A 21,173-nucleotide genomic window follows, 5' to 3' on the forward strand; every position below is an offset into this window, starting at 1 on the left:
CTTAGCCCTTCGTGTCGATGAGAATGTTCATGTAGGCGTCCACCTCGGTGCTCATGGCGGGAGGGATCACTGTCGTGGAATCGAATTGTTCGATGATCGCCGGTCCGGTGATTTTGGCGCCGGCGGTCAGCGCCTCGCGTTCGTAGATATCCGCCTGATATTCGGTGCCGTCGAACCAGACCGGGCGCCGGGTCACCGGGTCCGGGGTGTAGGGGCTGACGTCATGTTTTTGCAGCTCCGCTTTCGGCACCAGGCCGATCGCCTTGACTGCCACGCGGAAGATGGAAACCGCGGCCTCCTTGCGGGCATAATTGTATTCACGCTCATGCTCGGCGTGGAAGGCGTCGACAAGGTCCTGCACGTCCGTGATTTCCGCGGGAACAGGGACTTCCAGGGACCGCCACTGGCCGTGATACATCATCTCGGCGCTGCGCGTGATGACCATGTCCTTTTCACCGACGCCCTCGCGTTCGAGCTGGGCGCGCGCCTCGGCTTCGATTTTCCGGTAGGCGGCCTCGAGCTCCGCCGGGTCGGTCTGGTCCGCACGCTTCATGAAACTGTCGGAGAAGTCGTGCTGGATATCGACCAGCAGGCAGCCAAGGGCGGAGGTGACGCCCGGATTGGGCGGGACGATCACGGTCGGGATCGACAGTTCCCTGGCCACGGCCGCACCGTGCAGCGCGCCGGCGCCGCCAAAGGCACAAAGGGCAAAGTCACGCGGGTCGTAGCCGCGCGAGATCGAGAGCAGACGCACGGCATTGGCCATGTTGGCGTTGGCAACGCGCACGATCGCTTCGGCCGCTTCATGCAGTTCCATGCCGAACGGTTCGGCAACCGTCGACCGGACCGCTTCCGTTGCCAGGGCCGGGTCCAGGGTGATCTTGCCGCCGGCGAGCGACGTTCCAAGACGCCCCAGCACCACATTGGCATCCGTGTTGGTCGCCGTCCGGTTGCCGTTCTTGTAGCAGGCCGGCCCCGGATAGGCGCCTGCCGACTGCGGACCGTTGCGAAGCGATCCGCCCTCGTCCTGCCAGGCGAGCGAGCCGCCGCCGGCCCCGATGGTGAGCACCTCGATGGAGGGGAAGCGGATCGGGTAGCCGTATTCGATGTACCAGTCCTTGGTGATCCGCGGTTCGCCCTGATAGGTGAGCGAGACGTCGGTCGAGGTGCCGCCCATGTCAAAGCCGATGGTGTTCGGGAAGCCGCACAGATTGCCGATGAACCGGCTTGCAATAGCCCCTGCCGCGATGCCCGATCCGGCAAGACGGGCCGCGTAATGACGCACGGCGTTCGGCGTCATGACGCCGCCGCCGGTGTGCAGCAGAAGCAGCTCGCGGGCATATCCGCCCTCGGCGAGTCGGTCGCTCAGCCGCGCGACGTAATCGACCACCACCGGAGAGACGACCGCATTGGCCATGGTTGTCGAGAACCGTTCGTGTTCGAAGATCTCGGGCATGATTTCGGCTGAAATCGAGACCGGAATATCGGGCAGCACCTCCTTGAGGATGTCCCGCATGCGCTTCTCGTTCTCCGGATTCACATAGGAGTTCATGAAGCAGACCGCGATGGACCGGACACCGCGTTTCTTCAGGACGTTCGCGACACGGCGCGCATCGTCCTCATTCAGTGGCGTGAGCACACGGCCTTCGGCATCGACGCGTTCGCGCACCGTCAGGCGGTCGCGGCGCCTGATATAGGGTTTGGCAACGTCCTTGTAGGTGTCCCAAAGGTCCTCCTTGTTGGCGCGGCGGATCTCGACCACGTCACGAAAGCCTTCGGTGCACACCATCGCGGTGCGTGGCAGATTGCGGGTGATGAGCGCATTGGTGGCGACCGTCGTGCCATGGGAGAACATGGACACGTCGGTCAGGTCGATATTCGCCTGTCCGACGCCGTTCATGACGGCGCGCATCGGATCGTCCGGCGTCGAGGACGTCTTCTCGATCCGGATCGCGCCGGTGGTTTCGTCCATGATGCAGATATCGGTGAAGGTGCCGCCCACATCGACGGCGACGCGCGTATTGGCCATTTGAGTTCCTCGGGATTAACGCAGGCAAAGTTCGGCCGTTCGGCGGAGAGCGTCTCCGCCGAGGCAATGGATCAGTTCGGAATGAAAGGGGGATCAGGTGCGTCCCGGATGTTCCGGGATCTGCGCCGGATCCTTCATCGGATGCGGATTATTCCCGCTTCTGGAAGCGGCCGGTCTCCTTGCGGGTGGAGCTTGGTGTCCGGCCGTAGCGGGCCTTGTAGTATTTGGAGAATTGGGACTGGTCCGTGAATCCCCAGCGATAGGCGATTTCCGCCACGGTCCGGTCCGACATCGTGGCCCGCAGTTCCTCGTCGCAGCGGTTCAGCCTCCGTTCGCGGATGTAGACATTGATCGACTGGTCGGTTTCGGAAAAAAGCTGCTGCAGATAGCGCACCGAAATCCCGCAGGCGTCGGCGATCATCTGTGGCGAAAGCTCCGCCTCTTTCAGATTGTCGCGGATGAATTGCTCCGCCCTGGCAAGATGGGCGGCGCGGATCGACGATGTGTTGCTGCCCAGAACCCGCTGGTCGTTTCGGATCGTGAGGCATAGCAGTTCCAGCAGATGATTGCCCGCTGCCTCTCTCGCAGCGTCATCGACCATCTCCACATGCTGGACGATGTTTCGAAGGCTGCTGAGAAAATAGGCTGCAACGCCCTGGGATGCATCAAAGGTAAGGCCGCCGAGCCGTTCGGATGCGCCGACCCGAGCCCGGACGCTGGCGGACGGGACCTTGAGCACCCACTGGCGGTTCGGGCGCCCGTGCCAGTATTCATAGGGAGCGTCGCTCCGTTCCACGAGAAAGCCACCCGGCTTGCAGGTGGTCCGCCTCTGGTTCTGGTTGAACTGGATCTCGGTGTCTTCCGGGATCGCGATCAGCAGGGAACTATCGTTTTCGTTCAGGAAATGCCGGTTATGGCGGCGGTAGATGAGCCCGTCGCAACGGATGCGAGACAGGCCGACGATGCCAAGCGACCAGCGCTGCATCTGACCGGAGAACCGGGTCCGGTCGTGGCATTCGATATCCAGAGGGAAATAAGCCTCGGATACTTCCTTCTGCCATTTGTCGCCGCCGTTTCGAGCGTCGCCCGTTTCTCTGAACGCTGCCATCTTCGTTACTCGCGTGTCTTTACCATTGCATGTCCGACACTCGGATTTCAGGCAAAAACGATACCATATCGGCCGGTGCGCTCTTGGTAATTTGCGCATAAATTTTTGTCTGGGGGACCATTTCTTGCGAAATGTGCGATCCGGAGAGATGGATTCCGCCAGTGTGCCGCCTGGAACCTGTTCGATATCGACTGGAAATTCGTTGAATGTGTCGGCTACCTGGCCACACCCGGCGATAGTCGGGCGTGAGAAACATCTGGAATTTCAAGTCTCGGTGTGATCAGGCTCCCGCAACCAAACAAAAATAACCCGGTCCTCAGCCGGATTTTTTTGCGTTTCAAGGGATCGGTCAAAAAGGTCGAGCTATTGGGAGTCGAGCTGAAACCGTTTGATAACAGGCCTTTACGCCTCAAGAACGATCGCTCCCGTCGTGCGGCCAGCCTCGAGTTCGAGGTGCACCTCGGCGACATTTTCCAGCGGTGCGACCTGCGGCTCAGGGATCGTCAGGAACCCCCGGTCGAGGGCTTCAAACAGCCGTTCCGCCTGCATGGTCATCATTGCCCGGTCGGCGATGTAGTGGCCGTAGTTGGGGCGCGACAGGGTAATGGACTTGCTTGCCATCGGCCCGATTTCGCGCGGGCCGATGTCGCCGGAGGCCTGGCCGAAGGAAACGAGATGGCCTCGGATGGCGAGGGCTGCGACGGAGGCATCGAAACTGTCGCGGCCGATGGCGTCATAAATGACATCGGCGCCGCGGCCGCCGGTCAACTGTCTGACCCGCTCGATGAATTCCGTTCGACGTCCGATGAGGACCTCGCTGGCGCCATTGGCTTCGGCGACCCTGGCCTTCTCCTGATCCGACACGGTACCGATCACCCGCGCGCCGAGGGCGGCCGCCCATTGGGTGATCAGGGTGCCGACGCCGCCCGCCGCCGCATGGACGACGACCCACTCGCCCCGCTCGACGGTATGAACGTCGTGCAGCAGGAAACCGGCGGTCACGCCCTTGAGCAGACCGGCGGCCGCATGGGCGGTATCGAGCCAGTCTGGAATGCGCACCACAAGGTCGGCGCTCATCGTTCGAACGGACGCATACGCCCCGGTCGGCGGGCAGGCATAGGCGACGCGGTCGCCCACAGCGAGATGGGAAACGCCCGGACCGACGCTTTCGACGACACCTGCCGCCTCCATGCCGGGAACGCCGGGCAGTGAGACCAGGTCGAAGTAGCCGGTGCGGCAATAGATATCGATGAAATTGACCCCGATATGGGCTTGCCGGATCCGCACCTCGCCGGGACCCGGCAGCGGCACATCCATGTCGCGCAGGGACAGGACTTCGGGACCGCCATAGCGGTCCATCACGACCGCGCGGGCCTGCAGGCTCCCGGTCGCTTGAACGTTTGGTGCGGTCGTTGCCTCTGATCGTTGCGCATCGGCTTCTTTAGGAGCCGGTTCATAGAGCGGTTTGCTCTCCCGCGCGCGTGCAACGCGGAGAATACCATCACCTCCGCCCGATGGCCCCTCGCGCAATCGCCGTTCAAGCGCGCGCATGCCGGCGCGGTAGATGTCGTTCGCGACCAGGGCCTTGAGTTCGCGCGCGCGGTCGGCCGGCGGATTGAATTCGCTTTCCCACTGCCAGAACGTCGCGCCGGTATCGGTCACCGGCTTGAGGCGGATGGTCGCCACATAATTGTAGAGGGGCAGCGGAGACTCGATCAGGCAGTAGCTGAGTTCGTGGGTTTCGTCATCGAGGCTCAGAAGCTGTTCGCGCAGAAAGCCGCCGTCCTGAAGCGTGAAGGCGCGCACGGCGCCGACACTGTCGGCAGGCAAGCCATTCTCGATCTCGCTTTCGGCAATCGCCGGATGCCAGTCCCAGTGACTGTTGAAATCCCGAAGCCAGCGCCAGACCTCTTCGATCGGCACATCGACGATCGCACTTTCACAGACGCGCGCCACGACCATCCCCCGAAAGCTGGTGGAAAGATGCCGGGCCAGCCATTGTCATCGTCCGCCGAAGGATTGCTTGAGCGCGTTGAAGGCGGTCTGGAACACACCCTTGCCGATCTGCTCGATCAGGGCCTGTTCCGGCTCCGGCGCACACTCGAAATCCGCCTGCCACTGGGCGAAGGTGACATTGCCGTCCGTCACCGGCGTGAGCGACAGTTTCGCGATGTAGTCTTCGACACCCATGGGACTTTCGAGGATCGAATAGGTGCAGCTCATGTCGTAGTCCGACAGGGCCAACAACTGCTCGCGGATTTTTCCCCCGTCGGTCAGGGTGAAGTTGCGGATGCAGCCCACCTTGTCCGAGGGCAGGCCCTGTTCGATCCGGCTTTCGGCGACAAAGGGCGTCCACTCCGGCAGGCCGTTGAAGTCCCGGACACGCCGCCAGACGCTTGCCGCCGGCGCGGGGATCACGCTTGAAACGTAGACGCGGGTCATGTCCGCCTCCGCGTGCCGCAACGTGCCGGGGCTGACTTAGCGGTCGCGGTCACGGTCGTCGTCATCGTTCGATGCGTCCTTTCCCTTGCCGGACTTTCCGGAAGCCTTGCCTTCCGCCTTGTCCACCAGCGAGGCCATGTCCTTGGCATCCCGGAGAACATCCGTCATCCGTCCCATGGACCCGCCCTCGATGCCGATTTCCTTCATCAGGTTGTCGATCATCGGGGCCTGAACCCGGTAGCGCAGCGCGGAGTCGATCACCTCGTCGGTGACGTTCTTGCGGCTGCCGTCATGCCCGTTCATGCCGTCGACATGGAGGATCTTGATGCCCTCGATCTTCTCCATCGGACGGACGCTCTCGCGAACGATGCCTTCGAGCCGTTCAAGCAGCTTCTCGCGGATGCGGGCCTGGCGGGCATCCTCCGACAGGGCGTTCTCGCTCTCGTTGAGGGCGCGCTGACCGTCGGCATCGACCTTGTAGCGTTCGCTGGCGGCAAGGGCGGCGATCTTCTCCGCTTCCGCCTTGGCAAGGGCCGCGATCTTCTGTGCCTCGGCCAGGCTCTTGGCCGCCTTCATTTCGGCGTCGGCGCGGCCGGTGACCTTCAGCGTCTCCCGGGCGACCTCACGCTCGGTGGCGATCCGCTCGGTCAGGCTGCGCCGCTCGGCAACTTCCTTCTCGCGGGCAGTAAGCGCCTGTTCCTCGGCCTGCACGGCCTTGGCCCGGACCGCAGCCGCCGCCGCCAGAGCGGACGACCGTTCCTGGGACTTCTGGGCCAGCGCCACCGCCTTTTCCATCTCGGCGATCTCGACGGTACGGTCGCGATTGACCCGGGCCGTAGAGATTTCGCGCTCGTTGACGATGCGCGCTTCGGCCACGGCCCGCTCGGTGGCAAGGCGTGCGCGTTCCACCTCCTCGGACATGGCGAGTTCGGCTTCCTCGAAGGCCTGACGCTTGGCGATCTGCAGCCCGTCGAGGCGGCGTTCCCGCTCGATCCGGACCTCGTCAAGAGCCCGCTCCTGAGCGACCCGTTCGGCCTCGGTCATCTGGTTCTGGACGATCTCGTTGCGCTGCTTCTCGGCTTCGGCCTTGGCGACTTCGACCGCCTTTTCCGCAATGGCGATCTGGCGTTCGAGCGCATGGATCTCGATCGCCTTTTCGCTGGCGATCTCCCGTTCCCGGCGTTCCAGATCGCGGGCGATCCGGACCTTTTCCAGTTCGAGTTCCAGAGTGATCTGCTCGCGTTCGGTCTGTTCGCGGCTCTTGATTTCCGCTTCGTCGATCGCCCGGCGGCGCGCGATTTCCCGGCGCTGGGTTTCTTCTTCCGACTTGATGCGCTCGTCTGTGATCGACCGCTCCTGGGCCAGGCGCGCCTTTTCGACCGCCTCGCGGGAAGCCAGCTGCGCCTGCTCGCTTTCCTGTTCTTTCAGCGCACGTTCGCGCACCAGCTCCGCGCGCTGGGCCGCGCGGCGGATTTCAAGCTCGCGCTCCTGTTCGAGACGGGCGTATTCCTGGTCGCGATCGATGTCAAACACCTGCTTCTGGGCGGCCAGGTTCTGGGTCCGGATCTCCACCAGCGTCCGCTGCTCGATCTCGTTGCGCATCTTGCGCCGGGCTTCGATCGACTCGGTGATCTGGGTCAGACCTTCGGCGTCGAATGCGTTGGAGGGATCGAAGAACTCAAGACCGGTCTGGTCCAGGTCGGCAATGGCAACGGTGTCCAGTTCGAGGCCGTTGCGCGCGAGCGCCTGGGAAGCCACTTCCCGCACCGCTTCCGCATATTCCCCGCGCTGCTCGTGCATTTCCTCCAGGGTCATGCGAGCGGCGACGGTGCGCATGGCGGCCGCGAACTTGCCCTCGAGCAGGGAGATCAGCCCGTCTTCCTGCATGGTCCGGCTGCCGAGCGTCTGGGCCGCGGCTGCGACCGCCGCCTTCGACGATCCGACCTGGACGAAAAACTCCGCCACGATGTCGACGCGCATGCGGTTACGGGTGATCAGCGCCTGTTCGTCGCGGCGCGGCACCTCGATGCGCATGACGTTCATGTTCACCGGCGTGATCTCGTGCAGCACCGGGATGACGAAGGCGCCGCCGTTGACGACCACCTTCTCGCCCAGGAAACCGGTCCGAACGAACGCCACTTCCTTGGTCGAGCGCCTGTAGAGCCATCTGAGTATGTAGACGGCCACCACGATTGCGATGACGACCACCACCAGCCAGATCAGCATCTGACCAATCATTTCGCCTGACATGTGTCTCCTCCCTTCATGCGATGGTTCGGGCCGTCCGGTCTCAGAACGTCACCGCCTTGAATTTCCTGGTCTGTTCGGTCATTGCGGTTTCCGTCGGCAGCCGCTCCATCGAGGAGGCCCCGTAGAAACCGTGACAGTTCGTGGTCCGGTTGAGCACATAGGCTGCATCCTCGGGCGAGGACACCGGACCGCCGTGAACGAGGATGATCGCATCCTTGTTGACCTTGAGGGCGGCCTCCGACCATGCGTCGACGAGCGCCGGGCACTGTTCCAGTTTGAGGGACGTCTCCGCACCGATCGATCCGCCGGTCGTCAGCCCGAGATGGCAGACGATGATGTCGGCGCCCGCCTTCGCCATTTCCGCCGCATCGTCCGGCGAGAAGACGTAAGGCGTCGTCAGCAGGTCCAGGTCGCGGGCCATGCGGATGACGTCCACTTCCTGGGCGTAGGACATGCCCGTCTCTTCCAGATTGGCCCGGAAGGTGCCATCGATCAGGCCGACGGTCGGAAAGTTCTGGATGCCGGCAAAGCCCATGTCCTTGAGTTGTCTCAGGAACGGCTCGAACATGCAGAACGGATCGGTGCCGTTCACACCTGCGAGAACGGGCGTCTTCGTGACGACGGGCAGGATCTCACGGGCCATCTCGACCACGATGTCGTTGGCATTGCCATAGGCGAGCAGGCCGGACAGCGACCCGCGGCCCGCCATCCGGTAGCGGCCGGAATTGTAGATGACGATCAGGTCGATGCCGCCGGCCTCTTCGCACTTGGCGGACAGGCCGGTGCCCGCGCCGCCGCCGACGATCGGCACCCGGTCGCGCTTCATTTGCTGGAATTTCTCGACCAGCTGCTTGCGTTCAAATCTCGGCACTAGGCGGACCTCCTCGTCGGACCGGCGACCGCCGCAAACGCGCTGACAAGCGCGTCTGAGAATGCCGGATCGTTGATATTGGCGTTTACGCGAATGATCTGGCGCCGCGCGGTCTGGCGCACGGTTGCTTCGATGGCATCGAACAGCGCCTTGTCGGCGGCCGGATCGAAGAAGGCCCCGCCCGGCTTGTCCAGGATCGACACCCCGCCCTCGGGAATGAGGAAGCGGACCGGCCCTTCCATCAGGTTGATCCGCTCGCCGATCCATTCGCCGAAGGCGCGGTTTTCCTCCGGCGTCGTGCGCATCAGGGTCACGGACGGATTGTGAATGACGAACTTCCGGCTGTTGAACCGTTCGGGCACCGTGTCGCGCGGTCCGAAATTGACCATGTCGAGCGCGCCGCAGGATCCGACCCACGGCAGGCCGGTCGCAATCGCCGCACCGAAGCGGTCGCGGTCGCACGGGAACACCCCGCCGACGATCATGTCCGCGACCTCGGTCGTGGTGATGTCGAGAAAGCCCGTCAGCAGACCGGAATGGCCGAGCGTTTCCATCGCCTTGCCGCCGGTGCCGGTCGCATGGAAGACCAGACAGTCGTAGTCGTGTTCCAGCGATTTCTGCACGGCCTGGACGCAGGTCGTGGTCACGCCGAACATGGTGATGCCGACCGTCGGGCGCGCCTTGGCGCGCGACGCCGCCATCTCCTCGCCGCTCGGCAGGCGCGCGACCATGCCGGCGAGCGCATGGGCCGCATTGGCGAGTACCCGTTCGGAGATCAGGTTGAGCCCCTGAACGTCGGTCACCGAATGGAACATGTTGATGTCGGACGCGCCGACATAGGCGCGCGTATCGCCGGAGGCGACGGTCGAGACCATGACCTTCGGAATGCCGATGGGGAGCGCCCGCATGCCGGCGGTCGCAATCGACGTGCCGCCGGACCCGCCTGCCGAAATCAGGCCGCCGACGCCGCGCTGAGCGGCCATGTAGCGAGAAAACGCTTCTGCCATGGCGGCGACCGATGCGCCCCGGTCGTCACTGAAGACCGCCGTCGATCCGCGCGGATGATAGCCGGCCACCTGGAGCGGCGTGACATCGGCGCGCGACGGCTTTTGCGAAGTGGAAACATCGATTGTGCGGACCGGGATCCCGAGCTTCTTGATGCAGTCGCGCAGGTAGCCCAGTTCCTGGCCCTTGGTGTCGAAGGTCCCGGCGATATAGGCGGTCTTGCCGATCCGCTCCGAATAGGGGATCTGGAAGACCTTTTGGCCGACCTCATCAGCTTCCGGATTGCGACGGCCGACCATTTCGTCGCGCAGGCTGGTCGCCGGCAGGTTCCAGCGGTTCGGCATCTGCGAGACGGTCCGGATCGCGCCTGACGCCGACGGCGTGCCGCTGCCTTCCCCCCGTTCAACCACATAGACGTCGGCCAGCCTTTCGCGCGCGCTTTCGCCGGCTGCCATCGTGTCGTCGGCCGGTTCGACGTCATCCTCGGCATGGCGCCCGACCCCCAGCAGGCGCTGCTGCAGATCCCGGTCGGCGGCAAGCACGCTTGCTTCCAGTGTCCGGTTGATCTGGCCGTTGACCATGATTGCGACCGTGTCGGACACGGAGGTCGCGACGCCGATGTTCTGCTCGATGACGAGGATCGCCATGTCGCCTTCATGGCCGAGCTGCAGCATCATCTCGGCGACCTGGTCGACGATGACCGGGGCGAGCCCCTCGGTCGGTTCGTCCATCACCAGGAGCTTCGGATTGGCAAGCAGCGCGCGCGAGATCGCCAGCATCTGCTGTTCGCCGCCGGAAAGCTGGGAGCCGCCGTTGCCGCGTCGTTCGAAGAGCCGCGGGAAGGTCTGGTAGACGCGGTCGAGCGTCCAGGCGGCCTCGTCACCGCCGGTCGCGGCGAGCCGCAGATGTTCGTCGACGCTCAGGCTCGGCCACACCCGGCGGCCCTGCGGCACATAGGCGACGCCGGCGTTGTGGATCTGATGCGGTTCGAGACGGGAGATTTCCCGGCCGTGAAGCCGGATCGATCCGGAGCGGACCTCCTTCAGCCCGGTGATCGCGTTGCAGAGCGTGGTCTTGCCCATGCCGTTGCGGCCGACGACGCTCATGACGCCCGCCTGCAGTGCGAGCGACACGCCCTGCACCACATGGGCCTCGCCGTAATAGACGTGCAGGTCGTCTATCTGGAGCACTGCGCGCGGCTTGACTTCGGAGGACCTAGCCATGCCCGCCTCCCAGATAGATTTCCTGGACCGTCGGATCGTTTTCGATCTCCTCCGGCGTGCCTTCTGTAAAGAGCCGGCCGTTGTGCATCATGGAGACGTATTCGGAGACGCGCAGCGCCACGTCGAGATCGTGTTCGATGATGATGTAGCCGATGTGCTTCGGCAGGGCGTTGAGGATCTCGATCAGGTCCCGGCGTTCGGTCGGCGACAGGCCGGCGGCGGGTTCGTCGAAAAGGATAAAGCGCGGCGCGCCGGCAAGGGCGAGCGCGATTTCGAGCTGCCGCTGCTGGCCGTGCGACAGCATTCCCACGGTGGCGTTCCTGTCGTCATCGAGATGGACGGCATGCACGATCGATTCCGCCTGCGCCATCGCTCCGTCGGACGGGCTCGGCCGGAGCAGGGAAAACCGGCGGCGCGAAACGCCGCGGCAGGCGAGATAGACCGACTCCAGCACGGTGAGATTGGTAAAAAGCTGCGAGATCTGATAGGTGCGGCGCAGCCCGCGCCGGATCCGTTCGTAGGCGGCGAGTGTGGTGATGTCCTCGCCGAAGAAGCGGATGGTGCCGCTCGTCGGGTTGAAGTCGCCGGTGATCGTGTTGAACAGCGTGGTCTTGCCCGCGCCGTTCGAGCCGAGGACCGCGCGCCGTTCCCCGGCCGCGATCCTCATCGATATGCCGGAGAGGGCCGTCAGGGCGCCGAACTGCCGGCCGACGTCATCGAGCTCCAGCGCATTGGCGCCGGTTCCCTGCAGACGTGATGCGGCGACATTCGTTGCCATGGTCGGGTCCTCTCCGGTTGGTTTCGCTTACGGGCAGCTCGGGTTTTCGCGGCTGACCGCACCGAGTGCCAGGAACTCATCCTTCGGAATGCCGAGGGTCTGGTTGACCTGCGGCGTCACCTTGATGAGCTTGTTGACGAGTGTTCCGTCGTCGGCCTCAGACACTTCCGTAAGGAACATGTCGGCGATCGCGTTGCGGTTCTCGTCAAGAGACACCTTGCCCGTCGGGGTTTCGAACTCGAGCTTCGAGAGAACCTCGCGGAACTTCTTGCCGCCGTCGGAGAGATCGCCGTTGACCTCCTGGAGGGCCAGGAGCGCTGCCTTCATGTTGATGTAGTAGGCATGGGCGAACAGCGACGGCGACGGGAATGCGCCATCCTGCTTCTTGTAGGCGGCCGAGAAGTCCTTCCAGGCCTGGGAGTCGTTGGTGTCGGCGGTCGGGCCGGCCGCCGGCGTGCCGACGAGCACGTCATGCAGGCGTCCCTTGGCGGTCAGCACGGTCTGGTCGACGGTGATCGAGCCGCCGATGAGCGGAGCCTGGCCGCCGGCATCGTTGTACTGGGACAGGAAGTTGACGGCATCCGCACCGCCGAGAGCGACATAGATCGCATCGACGTCATCCGGAATGGCGGCGATCACCGAGGAATAGTCCTTGTTGCCGATCGGCACCCACGACTTTGACGGCACGGTGCCGCCGGCCTTGCAGAACTCCGCCATGAAGCCGAAGACCTGCGTGTAGGGGAAGGAATAGTCTTCCGCCACGGTCGCGACCTTATGATAGCCCTTCTCGTTGAAGGCATAGTTGCCGAGGCCCGCCATCCACTGCGCACCGTCTGTCGAGAAGCGGAAGAAGTTTTCCGCCGGATTGCGAAGCGTGGTGTCCTGTGCGGCGGAGCTGCCATTGAGGAAGGTCACGTCGGGCTGGGTCTTGGCGTAGTCCTTGACGGCGATACCCTCGTCGCCCGAAAGCGGGCCGATGAGAACCTTCACCCCGTCCTGCTCGACCAGCTTGCGCGCGGCACGCACGGCGCTGTCCGGAGATGCGTCCGACGAGCCCTTGATGAGTTCGATGTCCTTGCCGGCGACCTTGCCGCCGAACTCGTCGATGGCGGTCAGGGCGCCGCGCTCGCTGTCCTCACCGAGGACGGCGAAGGCACCTTCGAACGTGGCAAGCACGCCGATCTTGATTGAGTCTGCCTGAGCCACCGAAAGCGTCGGCGCAGTCAGACCGGTCGCCAGCGCAAGTGCCAGCAATGTACGTCTGTTGATATTCATGCATTCCTCCCTTTCTTTTCAGCTTTATTCGCGGCCTTTTTGAACGACCGCCAATCGTCCCGGCCTGCCTGCGGCTTGAGCCGCTCCCACAGGCCGAGAATTCCATCCGGCGAAACGAAGACAATCAGCAGAAACACGAGACCGATGAGCGTGTTGAAACGCTCCGCACCGATGATATCGATCGCGAAGGTCTGCATCAGGGTAACGATGACGGCGCCGATGAACGGCCCGATCGGGTGGCGCAGCCCGCCGATGATGGCGATGACCAGGATGTTGATCGACGGCCCGACCGCGATCGTTCCCGGCGAGATCCGGCCGTTGAACCAGACGAGCAGGATGCCCGCGGCCCCGGCGATCAGGCCCGCCAGCCACCAGGCGAAGACCTTGTGGGCGGTGACGTTGAAGCCGATGGCGCGCATGCGGCGCGGATTGTCCCGGATCGCCTGCAGCGTCAGGCCGAAGGTCGAACGCGCGCCGTAAAGGACCGCGATATAGGCGACGACCGCATTGGCCAGACACAGATAGTAGAACGGCACCGGATCGCGCCAGTAGAGGCCGAAGACGTCCGGCGCCCTCAGACCGTTGTAACCGGGGAAGCCGTTGAACAGCGCGTAGTTCTGCTGGGCGAAATAGAAACACGCGGTCGCCACCGCCAGCGTGATCATGATGGTGTAGATGCCCTCGGTCCGGACCGCGATCCAGCCGATCAGCGCCGACATCAGCGATGCGATCATGATGGCGAGCGGGCCGTAGATCCACCAGGGCCAGCCGAAACCGTAGACGCCGGAATTGTTCTCGCCGAAGATCGCGACCACGTAGCCGGCCGCGCCCGCGACCGTGATCTGGGCGAGCGACACCATGCCCCCGTAACCGGCAAGCAGCATCAGCGACAGCGCGATCATGCCCAGAACCAGCGAATAGCCGCCGATCTGGGTCAGGAAGAAGTCGCTCGCCATCACCGGATAGATCAGCAGGAAGAAGGCCAGCAGGATGTGGCCGATGCCGACCTTCTCGATCCAGCCCTGGGAAGCGGTGCGGCTTGCCGCCGGGGTGAGGGTGAGATCCGTCACAGTGACCTCCCCATGATGCCCTGGGGCCGGATCGCCAGCGTGATCACCATGATGACGAAGGTCAGCACCACGCCGTAGGTCGGGAAATAGACGAGCCCGATCTGCTCGGCGAGACCGATGATCAGGGCTCCGATCGCGGCGCCCACGATCGATCCCATGCCGCCGACGATCACCACGACAAGGGAGGCGAGCAGGTAGCGGATGTCCTCGCCCGGCGCCACGGAGAGCGCCGATCCGCCGACGACGCCGGCAAGGCCCGCAAGCCCGGCCCCGAGCGCGAAGACGATGGCGAAGACGAAGTGCACGTTGACGCCGGAGGCCGCCAGCATGTCCCGGTCATCGACCCCGGCCCGGATCATCGATCCGATCCGCGTACGGTTGATGAGCAGCCACAGCCCGATGCCGATCACGATTGCCGAAAACAGGACGATCAGCCGGTAGAACGGATAAACGAGAAAGACTTCCGTGCCGTTGGAGCGCACCGCCGTCACAACCGGCAGCTTGATCGCACCGCTCAGCCAGCGCGGCGTCAGGATCTGGTAGGTGGTGCCGCCCCAGTAGGCGAGCATCAGGTCGGCCGCGACCACCGAAATGCCGATGGTGACCAGCGTCTGGCGCAGATCCTGGCCTTCAAGCCGGCGGAAGACGGTAATCTGCATGACCAGCCCGACGACCGCCAGGACCAAGAAGCCTGCCGCAACGCCGATCAGCCAGTAGCCGGTCCATTCGGCGAATTCGTAGCCGATATAGGCGCCGAGCAGATACAGCGATCCGTGCGCGAGATTGACGTTGCGCATCAGCCCGAACACCAGGGTGAACCCGCTGGCGACCAGAAAATAGAGGCCGGCCAACGTCAGCCCGTTCAGGATTGCCGACAGGAACGCCTTCTTGGAAATCAGGACGGCTTTGAGCCAGTCCGGCCACTGGGCAAAGACCATCCAGACGAAGACGGCCGCAACCACGAGCACGACCACGCCGAGGGCCTGGCGGCGGGTCATGCCCTGGCTCTGTGCGAGCGGATTGGAGCGGTTGCCGGACGTATCGGTCATGGCGGATCAGGCGGTCAGCCGGCGGCGCGCTTCGCTGGCGCGCGGCGCCTTGTGGAACTTGCCGTCCTTCATGATGGCGAGCAGGCGATCCCGGTTCTGCAGGATGCGGACGTCGGACAGCGGATCGCCGTCGACCAGCAGCAGGTCGGCGAGGTAGCCTTCCTTGATCATGCCCAGTTCGTTTTCCATGTTCATGATCTCGCCGCCGTATTTCGTCGCGGCCAGGATCGCCTCCATCGGCGAGAAACCGAGCATTTCGACAAAGATCTGGAGGTCCCTGGCATTGGTGCCCTGGGGGGTCCAGGCAAAGCCGTAATCGCCGCCGATGCAGATGCGAATGCCGCGGCGGTGCATCTTCTTCATCGTGTCGATGCACATCTCCAGTTCCCGCTCGTAGAGCATGGAAACCTCGGACCCGGGCTTGATGCCCCATTGCTCCGCATGGCGGGCGGTATTGATCAGCCAGGCCATTCCCGGGGCCACAATATGCCGGTCGCGGGCCGCTTCCAGCGCATCGAGCGCTTCCTCGTTGGCGAAGGAGGCATGGTAGATGTTCTGGATGCCGTGACGGATGCACTGCATCACCGAGCCCGACGAACGGGCATGGGCGGACAGAACCCGGTTGCGGCAGCGAGCCTCGGAGGCGGCCATCGCCACTTCCTCTTCCGCCATGGGCGTTTCTTCCGCGCCCATGCCGGTTATCTCTTCGCCGGAGAGATTGAGCTTGATCGAATCCACGCCGTATTTGATCAGCGTGCGGACCACGCGCCGGACTTCCTCCGGTCCCGAGACGACGATCCCGAGATTGAGCCCTTCGTGGGGAATGTGCGACGGCGCGGCATCGCCCAGGCCGCCGACCGTGGTGATCTCCGGACCGGCAGCAAGATAGCGCGGCCCGGGAAAGCGGCCTTCGTTGATGAAGCGTTTGGCGACCACATCGAGACGGGGCTTGGCGGCCGCGGCCCCGCGGCCCGCCGTGAAACCCGCATCGAGCACCAGCTTCGCCATCTCCATGGTGACCAGCATGTGCTCTTCGAGTTCCATCATCTGGATCGGGTCGATCCCGGGTGCGTTGTTCCAGGACAGGTGCAGGTGGGCATCGATCATGCCGGGCATCAGCGTTGCGCCCATGCCGTCGATCACCGTCGCACCCGAGGATGTCATCGGCTGCGAGAAACGGGACGACCCCCGGGTGATCTGCTTGATCCGGTTGCCCTGGACGAGAACCTCGCCCGAATAGGGCTGTTCGCCGGTGGCATCCAGAATGCGCACATTGGTGAACAGGACGGAACCGCCGTCCCCGTTCAAGCCGTTCGTGTAACCAGCCATCTAGTCCTCCCTTGCGCCGTCAGCCCTCCCAAGCGTCCGGCAAACTTGAGCTTGCGTCGGTCATGCACTCCCGACGAATTCGGATATCAGCCGCCGGCACTCGGCCGGCTTCTCGATCGGTGTCCAATGTCCGCAGCCGGGCAGGATCACCGCCCTGCCGCGGCCGACTTCGTCCGCCAGTTGATGGGCGACGGAGGGCGGACCGACCGCATCCTCTTCGCCCGTGACGACCAGTACCGGCATTTTCAGCGCCGTGGCATCGGCGCGGTTTGCACCGGCCAGCGCCTCGCACGACTTGGCGAACCCTTCCGCGTCCTGGCGCATATGGCTTTCGCGCACGAAGGCGACCGCTGCCGGGTTTGTTTCGTCAGACCCGGACGCTAGTCCGGCCGAGGCCACCTGGTCGGCGACCACGGCCATGCCCTCGTCGCGGGCGAGCTGCGCCCGGCCTTTCAGGCGTTCGCGCGCGGCGTCCGCCGGTTCGAGGATCGGACCAAACAGGGTCAGCGTGCGCGCCAGCGCCGGCCGCGCCTGGGCGACGTGCTGGGCAATCAGGGATCCGAAGGAATGTCCGACCAGATCCGCCTCGGCTATGCCGAGATCGGAAGCCGCCCTGAGGACGGTGTCGACAAGCAGGCGCACATCAATCGGCCCGCGCGGCGTGGCCGACCGTCCCGCACCGGGCAGGTCCGGGCGTACCACGCGCCGACCGCCGAGCGCGGGCATCAGCGGCTGGAATGAATTCGACGTCGCGCCGAGCCCGTGGAGCAGGATGATTGCCGGGCCTTCGCCCTCCTGCTCGATGGTCATGCCGGCGGTCATCGTCGTGGTCATGGGCGCCGCTCCGTGACCCGGTTTTCCAGCGTGCCGATGCCGGAGATGTCGATGCGCACCACGTCGCCGTCGCGCAGGTATTTCGGCGGCTTGAAACCGACCCCCACGCCTTCCGGCGTTCCGGTGGCGATGATGTCGCCGGGCTTGAGCGTCACCCCGGCGGAGATGGTCGCGATGATGGTCGGCACGTCGAAGATCAGATCCCGCGTATTGGCGTTCTGGCGCTCCTCGCCGTTGACCCAGGTCGTCACGGCCGTGTCGGAAATGTCGATTTCGTCGGCCGTCACCGCGAACGGACCCATCGGGCAGAACGTGTCCTGGGACTTGCCGATCAGCCACTGGCTGTACCGGCCCTGCAGATCGCGGGCAGTCACGTCGTTGACGATCGTGTAACCCCAGACGTAATCCATCGCGTCTTCGGCGCGGATGCCGCGACCTTCCTTGCCGATGATGACGGCCAGTTCGGCCTCGTAGTCGATCGCCTCGGAAATCGCCGGATCGATGATGATCGGCGTGCCCGAGGCGACCACGGTTTCGGGAACCTTGGAAAAGATGATCGGGTGAGCCGGTACCTCGCCCTGGGCAGCGGAGGAATCGAAGCCGCTGCGCGAGAATTCGCGGGCATGGGCGTGGTAGTTCTTGCCGACGCAGAAGATGTTGCGGAACGGCCGGGGAAACGGCGCTTCGAGCTCGACTTCGGACAGCGGCAGCGGAGAAAGGGTTTCGAGCGCCGCCGGGTCCTTGCCGATCAGCGCCGCGACACCATGCGCGGCCTCTTCCACCGAAAGCGCGATCGGGGCAATCGATTGCCCGTCCTCGCTCACGATACCGACACGCCTTTCCCCGGCGTGCCTCATCGAGGCTACCCTCATATTCACTCCTCCCATATGCGCCAATTTTATATTGGCTTATCTTTGATATTAGCCTATGGGGACTATTCTGCCCTTGCAAGAGTATTTTTCTTGAATTTCTTGCACCAATATGCAGAAATTCCCGTGAATTGGTTCGCATTAAGTGATCCAATAAATAATTGGATCAATAAAAAGAAGCGAAATGCCCGTCAAAAAAGCACCAATGCTGGGGTCCGATCTGCAACACCGCCTGGAGAGCGGCGAGTGGCAGCCGGGTGACCTGATGCCTAACGAAAGAGCGCTGGCAACCGAGTACGGCGTGGCGCGCAACACGGTGCGCAAGGTCCTGACGCAGATGGCGGAGGACGGGCTGATCGAGCGGCAGGTCGGCCGCGGAACCGTCGTCCTGGATCGGCCTGACAACCAGTTCACCGATATCCTGGATCACTTCCTCGACGCCAGCCCCCTGGACATCCTCAACCTGCGGATTTTCATAGAGCCCCACAGCGCGGAGGCCGCAGCGCGCAACGCCTCGTCTGCCGAACTGGAGGCCATCATCGAGGCGAACGCGAAATGCGCGGAGGCCATTGATCTAGACCGGCATGAATACTGGGACAGCCAGTTTCACAAGCGGATCCACCAGGCGGCGAACAATGCCTTCCTCACCGATCTGTTCGACCTCCTGTCGATAATCCGCTGCCAGGCGCCGATGATGGAGTTGCGCCGCCGGACCTTTACCGAAGAGCGCCGGCTTGCCAATGGACGCGAACACGAGGAAATCCTCACCGCACTGAAAAACTGGGACGGCAAGGCAGCGGCGCGCGCCATGCGTGACCACCTCATATCCCGGCGCCGCAATTATTTCGGCCAATAGGCCGGTTTCAGGAAGTCTGTCCCCATGGCCACCCAGGCAAAACTTCGCAAGATCGTCTCGACCGCCGGCACGACGCGGGATTTCATCGACATTCTGAAGCGGCTGACCGGAGCCAGCCCGGCCGATATTCTGGCCGTGCGGCTGATCATCGAGCCCCAGGCGGCCGCCGCGGTCGTCTCAAGTGCAACCGGCGCCGACATCAAGCTGATCCGCGAAGCGCACGAACAGGCCGTGAATGCGGACGACCTCGCCAGCTTCGAGCGCTGGGATGCGGAACTGCACAGCCGCATCTATGCCGCCACGCGAAACGAACTGCTGATCAGCCTGAACGATCTGCTCGGGGACATCCGCAACCGCGCGCCCTGGATCAGATTGAAGAAGAAGGTGATTACCGAGGCCAAACGCCGGGAATACTGCGGCCATCACGAGGAAATCGTCGAGGCGATCGCCCGGCGCGATTCCGAAGGCGCCTCGGAGGCCATGACCCGTCACATCACGATCATCATCGAGGATCTTTTTCCCAGGTAGAGGCTGGCCGAAGCGAACGGCGCAATTGTTCGAATTTTAAAACCCCGCCGATTGCGGGGCTTTATCTGCTTGTAAAAAGCAAGTCAGTACCGGAACAGGTCCTGGTCGATGCCGGCGGCTTGGAACACGTAGTCGCGGCTTGTCTCGAGTTCCCGGCGCAGGCGGGCAAGGTCGAAGCCCATCAGAGCCCCGCGCCATTTCTTGATCCTGCCCGCGACGAAGACGGTGTCCACATTGGTCCGCTCCATCAGGGTGACCACGGCGCCCGGCACATGGTTGAGCGGCGCGACGTTCAGGGCCTCGGCATCGAGCAGGATGATGTCGGCCTCCTTGCCGGGGGTCAGCGAGCCGGTCTTCTTCTCCAGTTTCAGCCCGCGCGCGCCTTCGATGGTGGCGCTCCGGATCGCGTCCATGGCCGTCAGCAGGGTCGGATAGTCCTCGCCGGCAAGCGCCAGTTCGTTGGCGAACATCCGCTGCAGGGTCACCATGGAGCGCATCTGGGTGAAGGCGTCCGCCGTCATGGTGCATTCCACGTCGGTGGAAAGCGACGGCCGGAGGCCGTGGTCGATCGCCTTCTGGATCGGCGGTGCGCCGTGGCGCATGTGCATTTCGATGGGCACCGACAGGGAAATATGCACGCCCGCGTCGGCTGCGTAATTCCAGCCCTCGTCCGACATGCCGGTCATATGGATGAAGATGTTGTCCGGGCCGAACTTGCCCGCCGCGCCAAGAGCATCGAAGGTCTCCTGCATGCCGAAGGTGCCGACCACGTGGAGCGCGATCGGAAGGCCCAGTTCGCGGCCGATTTCCCAGCTTTTCTCGTATCCGGGCAGGTAGATCTCGCCGCCCATGACCATGGTGATCAGCTGGTCGTCGGAAGCAAAATGCTCCGCCTTGATGCGCCTGGCGTCTTCCGGATATTTCGCATCGTCGCCCCAGCCCTCGAAATAGCCGAACACGGAGCGCCGGCCCGCGTCGCGCAGGCCCTCGATGGCCGCGTCCGAATGTTCCGGCGAATGGTGGATCTGGCTGACGTCCATCACCGTGGTGACGCCGTCGTCAAGCTGGGCGATCGAGCCGAACAGCTCGTTGATGTAGACGTCCTCCGGCCGGTAGACCATGGAGAAGGTCTGCAGCATCTTTTCATAATAATTGTATTCGCTTTCCGGACGGCCGTCGTTGATCAGGATCGCGTCGGCAAGCACCCCGCGCAGCGCGGTCTCGAACTGGTGATGGTGGGTATCGATGAAGCCGGGCATGACGATCTTGCCCGAAGCATCGATCACGACGGCGTCCGGCGCGTCGATATTGGCGCCGACTTCCGCGATGAGGCTGCCGTCGATCAGGACGTCGCCGACCGGAAAATTGCCGACGCTGTCGTCGACCGAAAGAACCGCTCCGCCCTTGATCAGCACCTTCCGGCCCGCTTCGCCGATGCCCTTGGGCAGGGTCGCCGCCGCGGCGTCCTGGGCGGCCGTCGAGCCGTTGAGGGTTGCCGCCGCCGCCTCGGCACTCGCCGTGCCGGCAAGGCCCAGATAGTCGCGCCGCGTCGGGCATGAAGAAAGCGGCGCGCCGCTCCCGCAAAGTCTGCACATAGGATGTCCTCCCTGGTCCGTCCTGGTCTTCAACGTGTGAGTGACCATGGCAGCAGACGAAG

The 21,173-nt window shown here is 63.9% G+C and carries 17 protein-coding genes; 2 read left to right on the top strand and 15 right to left on the bottom strand.

What is annotated here, in order from left to right:
• Position 1 precedes the first annotated feature (1 nt).
• The 14 genes from HK439_RS19690 to HK439_RS19755 form a co-directional block, all read right to left on the bottom strand.
• On the bottom strand, positions 2 to 2,029 hold the full coding sequence (locus HK439_RS19690; RefSeq protein ID WP_190293188.1) for a hydantoinase/oxoprolinase family protein: 2,028 nt from the start codon (positions 2,027 to 2,029) through the stop codon (positions 2 to 4).
• A 148-nt stretch (positions 2,030 to 2,177) separates the two neighbouring features.
• A complete protein-coding gene (locus tag HK439_RS19695) occupies positions 2,178 to 3,137 on the bottom strand; it encodes a helix-turn-helix domain-containing protein (RefSeq protein WP_190293189.1) in 960 nt (319 codons plus the stop codon).
• A gap of 402 nt (positions 3,138 to 3,539) precedes the next feature.
• The gene (locus HK439_RS19700) at positions 3,540 to 5,093 is read right to left on the bottom strand and encodes a zinc-binding dehydrogenase (RefSeq protein WP_190293190.1); all 1,554 of its coding nucleotides are present in this window, start codon (positions 5,091 to 5,093) and stop codon (positions 3,540 to 3,542) included.
• Between the two features lie 45 nt (positions 5,094 to 5,138).
• Positions 5,139 to 5,579 (bottom strand): SRPBCC family protein, encoded by a 441-nt coding sequence (locus tag HK439_RS19705; protein ID WP_190293191.1) that lies wholly within the window; start codon positions 5,577 to 5,579, stop codon positions 5,139 to 5,141.
• Between the two features lie 36 nt (positions 5,580 to 5,615).
• Entirely contained in the window at positions 5,616 to 7,829 is a 2,214-nt protein-coding gene (locus HK439_RS19710; RefSeq protein ID WP_190293192.1) for a flotillin family protein, read from the bottom strand.
• 40 nt (positions 7,830 to 7,869) lie between these two features.
• The gene (locus HK439_RS19715) at positions 7,870 to 8,700 is read right to left on the bottom strand and encodes a phosphoenolpyruvate hydrolase family protein (protein ID WP_190293193.1); all 831 of its coding nucleotides are present in this window, start codon (positions 8,698 to 8,700) and stop codon (positions 7,870 to 7,872) included.
• Positions 8,700 to 10,928 carry an ABC transporter permease gene (locus tag HK439_RS19720; protein WP_190293194.1) on the bottom strand — a complete coding sequence of 743 codons (2,229 nt, stop codon included), beginning with the start codon at positions 10,926 to 10,928 and terminating at the stop codon, positions 8,700 to 8,702. The genes HK439_RS19715 and HK439_RS19720 overlap by 1 nt, the downstream gene beginning before the upstream one ends.
• Positions 10,921 to 11,706: an ABC transporter ATP-binding protein gene (locus tag HK439_RS19725; RefSeq protein ID WP_190293195.1), complete on the bottom strand. Its 786-nt coding sequence runs from the start codon at positions 11,704 to 11,706 to the stop codon at positions 10,921 to 10,923. The genes HK439_RS19720 and HK439_RS19725 overlap by 8 nt, the downstream gene beginning before the upstream one ends.
• A gap of 27 nt (positions 11,707 to 11,733) precedes the next feature.
• Complete coding sequence (locus HK439_RS19730; RefSeq protein WP_190293196.1) at positions 11,734 to 12,981, bottom strand: ABC transporter substrate-binding protein; 1,248 nt, start codon at positions 12,979 to 12,981, stop codon at positions 11,734 to 11,736.
• On the bottom strand, positions 12,978 to 14,051 hold the full coding sequence (locus HK439_RS19735) for a branched-chain amino acid ABC transporter permease (protein ID WP_328804202.1): 1,074 nt from the start codon (positions 14,049 to 14,051) through the stop codon (positions 12,978 to 12,980). The genes HK439_RS19730 and HK439_RS19735 overlap by 4 nt, the downstream gene beginning before the upstream one ends.
• On the bottom strand, positions 14,048 to 15,100 hold the full coding sequence (locus HK439_RS19740; RefSeq protein ID WP_419247598.1) for a branched-chain amino acid ABC transporter permease: 1,053 nt from the start codon (positions 15,098 to 15,100) through the stop codon (positions 14,048 to 14,050). The genes HK439_RS19735 and HK439_RS19740 overlap by 4 nt, the downstream gene beginning before the upstream one ends.
• Before the next feature lie 6 nt (positions 15,101 to 15,106).
• Positions 15,107 to 16,429, bottom strand: coding sequence for a metal-dependent hydrolase family protein (locus tag HK439_RS19745; RefSeq protein WP_190293197.1), 1,323 nt, complete (start codon positions 16,427 to 16,429; stop codon positions 15,107 to 15,109).
• A gap of 60 nt (positions 16,430 to 16,489) precedes the next feature.
• The gene (locus HK439_RS19750) at positions 16,490 to 17,263 is read right to left on the bottom strand and encodes an alpha/beta fold hydrolase (RefSeq protein WP_190293198.1); all 774 of its coding nucleotides are present in this window, start codon (positions 17,261 to 17,263) and stop codon (positions 16,490 to 16,492) included.
• A complete protein-coding gene (locus tag HK439_RS19755) occupies positions 17,260 to 18,120 on the bottom strand; it encodes a fumarylacetoacetate hydrolase family protein (protein ID WP_235988024.1) in 861 nt (286 codons plus the stop codon). The genes HK439_RS19750 and HK439_RS19755 overlap by 4 nt, the downstream gene beginning before the upstream one ends.
• A 217-nt stretch (positions 18,121 to 18,337) precedes the next feature.
• Here HK439_RS19755 and HK439_RS19760 point away from each other — a divergent pair, with 217 nt between their 5' ends.
• Positions 18,338 to 18,988 carry a FadR/GntR family transcriptional regulator gene (locus tag HK439_RS19760; RefSeq protein ID WP_190293200.1) on the top strand — a complete coding sequence of 217 codons (651 nt, stop codon included), beginning with the start codon at positions 18,338 to 18,340 and terminating at the stop codon, positions 18,986 to 18,988.
• A gap of 24 nt (positions 18,989 to 19,012) precedes the next feature.
• Complete coding sequence (locus tag HK439_RS19765) at positions 19,013 to 19,516, top strand: FadR/GntR family transcriptional regulator (RefSeq protein WP_190293201.1); 504 nt, start codon at positions 19,013 to 19,015, stop codon at positions 19,514 to 19,516.
• Between the two features lie 83 nt (positions 19,517 to 19,599).
• Here the strand turns inward: HK439_RS19765 and HK439_RS19770 are convergent, their stop codons facing one another.
• Positions 19,600 to 21,111: an amidohydrolase family protein gene (locus HK439_RS19770; protein ID WP_190293202.1), complete on the bottom strand. Its 1,512-nt coding sequence runs from the start codon at positions 21,109 to 21,111 to the stop codon at positions 19,600 to 19,602.
• Between the last annotated feature and the right edge of the window lie 62 nt (positions 21,112 to 21,173).

It is taken from the genome of Roseibium aggregatum (genome assembly GCF_014692675.1).
Classification (GTDB): Bacteria; Pseudomonadota; Alphaproteobacteria; order Rhizobiales; family Stappiaceae; genus Roseibium; species Roseibium aggregatum_C.

Bases quoted from the DNA above. Each gene is read 5' to 3' on its own strand.
- HK439_RS19765 (WP_190293201.1), top strand. From the start codon at position 19,013: ATGGCCACCCAGGCAAAACTTCGCAAGATCGTCTCGACCGCCGGCACG.
- HK439_RS19695 (WP_190293189.1), bottom strand. From the start codon at position 3,137: ATGGCAGCGTTCAGAGAAACGGGCGACGCTCGAAACGGCGGCGACAAA.
- HK439_RS19720 (WP_190293194.1), bottom strand. From the start codon at position 10,928: ATGGCTAGGTCCTCCGAAGTCAAGCCGCGCGCAGTGCTCCAGATAGAC.
- HK439_RS19740 (WP_419247598.1), bottom strand. From the start codon at position 15,100: ATGACCGATACGTCCGGCAACCGCTCCAATCCGCTCGCACAGAGCCAG.
- HK439_RS19690 (WP_190293188.1), bottom strand. From the start codon at position 2,029: ATGGCCAATACGCGCGTCGCCGTCGATGTGGGCGGCACCTTCACCGAT.
- HK439_RS19770 (WP_190293202.1), bottom strand. From the start codon at position 21,111: ATGTGCAGACTTTGCGGGAGCGGCGCGCCGCTTTCTTCATGCCCGACG.
- HK439_RS19750 (WP_190293198.1), bottom strand. From the start codon at position 17,263: ATGACCACGACGATGACCGCCGGCATGACCATCGAGCAGGAGGGCGAA.
- HK439_RS19755 (WP_235988024.1), bottom strand. From the start codon at position 18,120: ATGAGGCACGCCGGGGAAAGGCGTGTCGGTATCGTGAGCGAGGACGGG.
- HK439_RS19710 (WP_190293192.1), bottom strand. From the start codon at position 7,829: ATGTCAGGCGAAATGATTGGTCAGATGCTGATCTGGCTGGTGGTGGTC.
- HK439_RS19760 (WP_190293200.1), top strand. From the start codon at position 18,338: ATGCTGGGGTCCGATCTGCAACACCGCCTGGAGAGCGGCGAGTGGCAG.
- HK439_RS19725 (WP_190293195.1), bottom strand. From the start codon at position 11,706: ATGGCAACGAATGTCGCCGCATCACGTCTGCAGGGAACCGGCGCCAAT.
- HK439_RS19730 (WP_190293196.1), bottom strand. From the start codon at position 12,981: ATGAATATCAACAGACGTACATTGCTGGCACTTGCGCTGGCGACCGGT.
- HK439_RS19745 (WP_190293197.1), bottom strand. From the start codon at position 16,429: ATGGCTGGTTACACGAACGGCTTGAACGGGGACGGCGGTTCCGTCCTG.
- HK439_RS19705 (WP_190293191.1), bottom strand. From the start codon at position 5,579: ATGACCCGCGTCTACGTTTCAAGCGTGATCCCCGCGCCGGCGGCAAGC.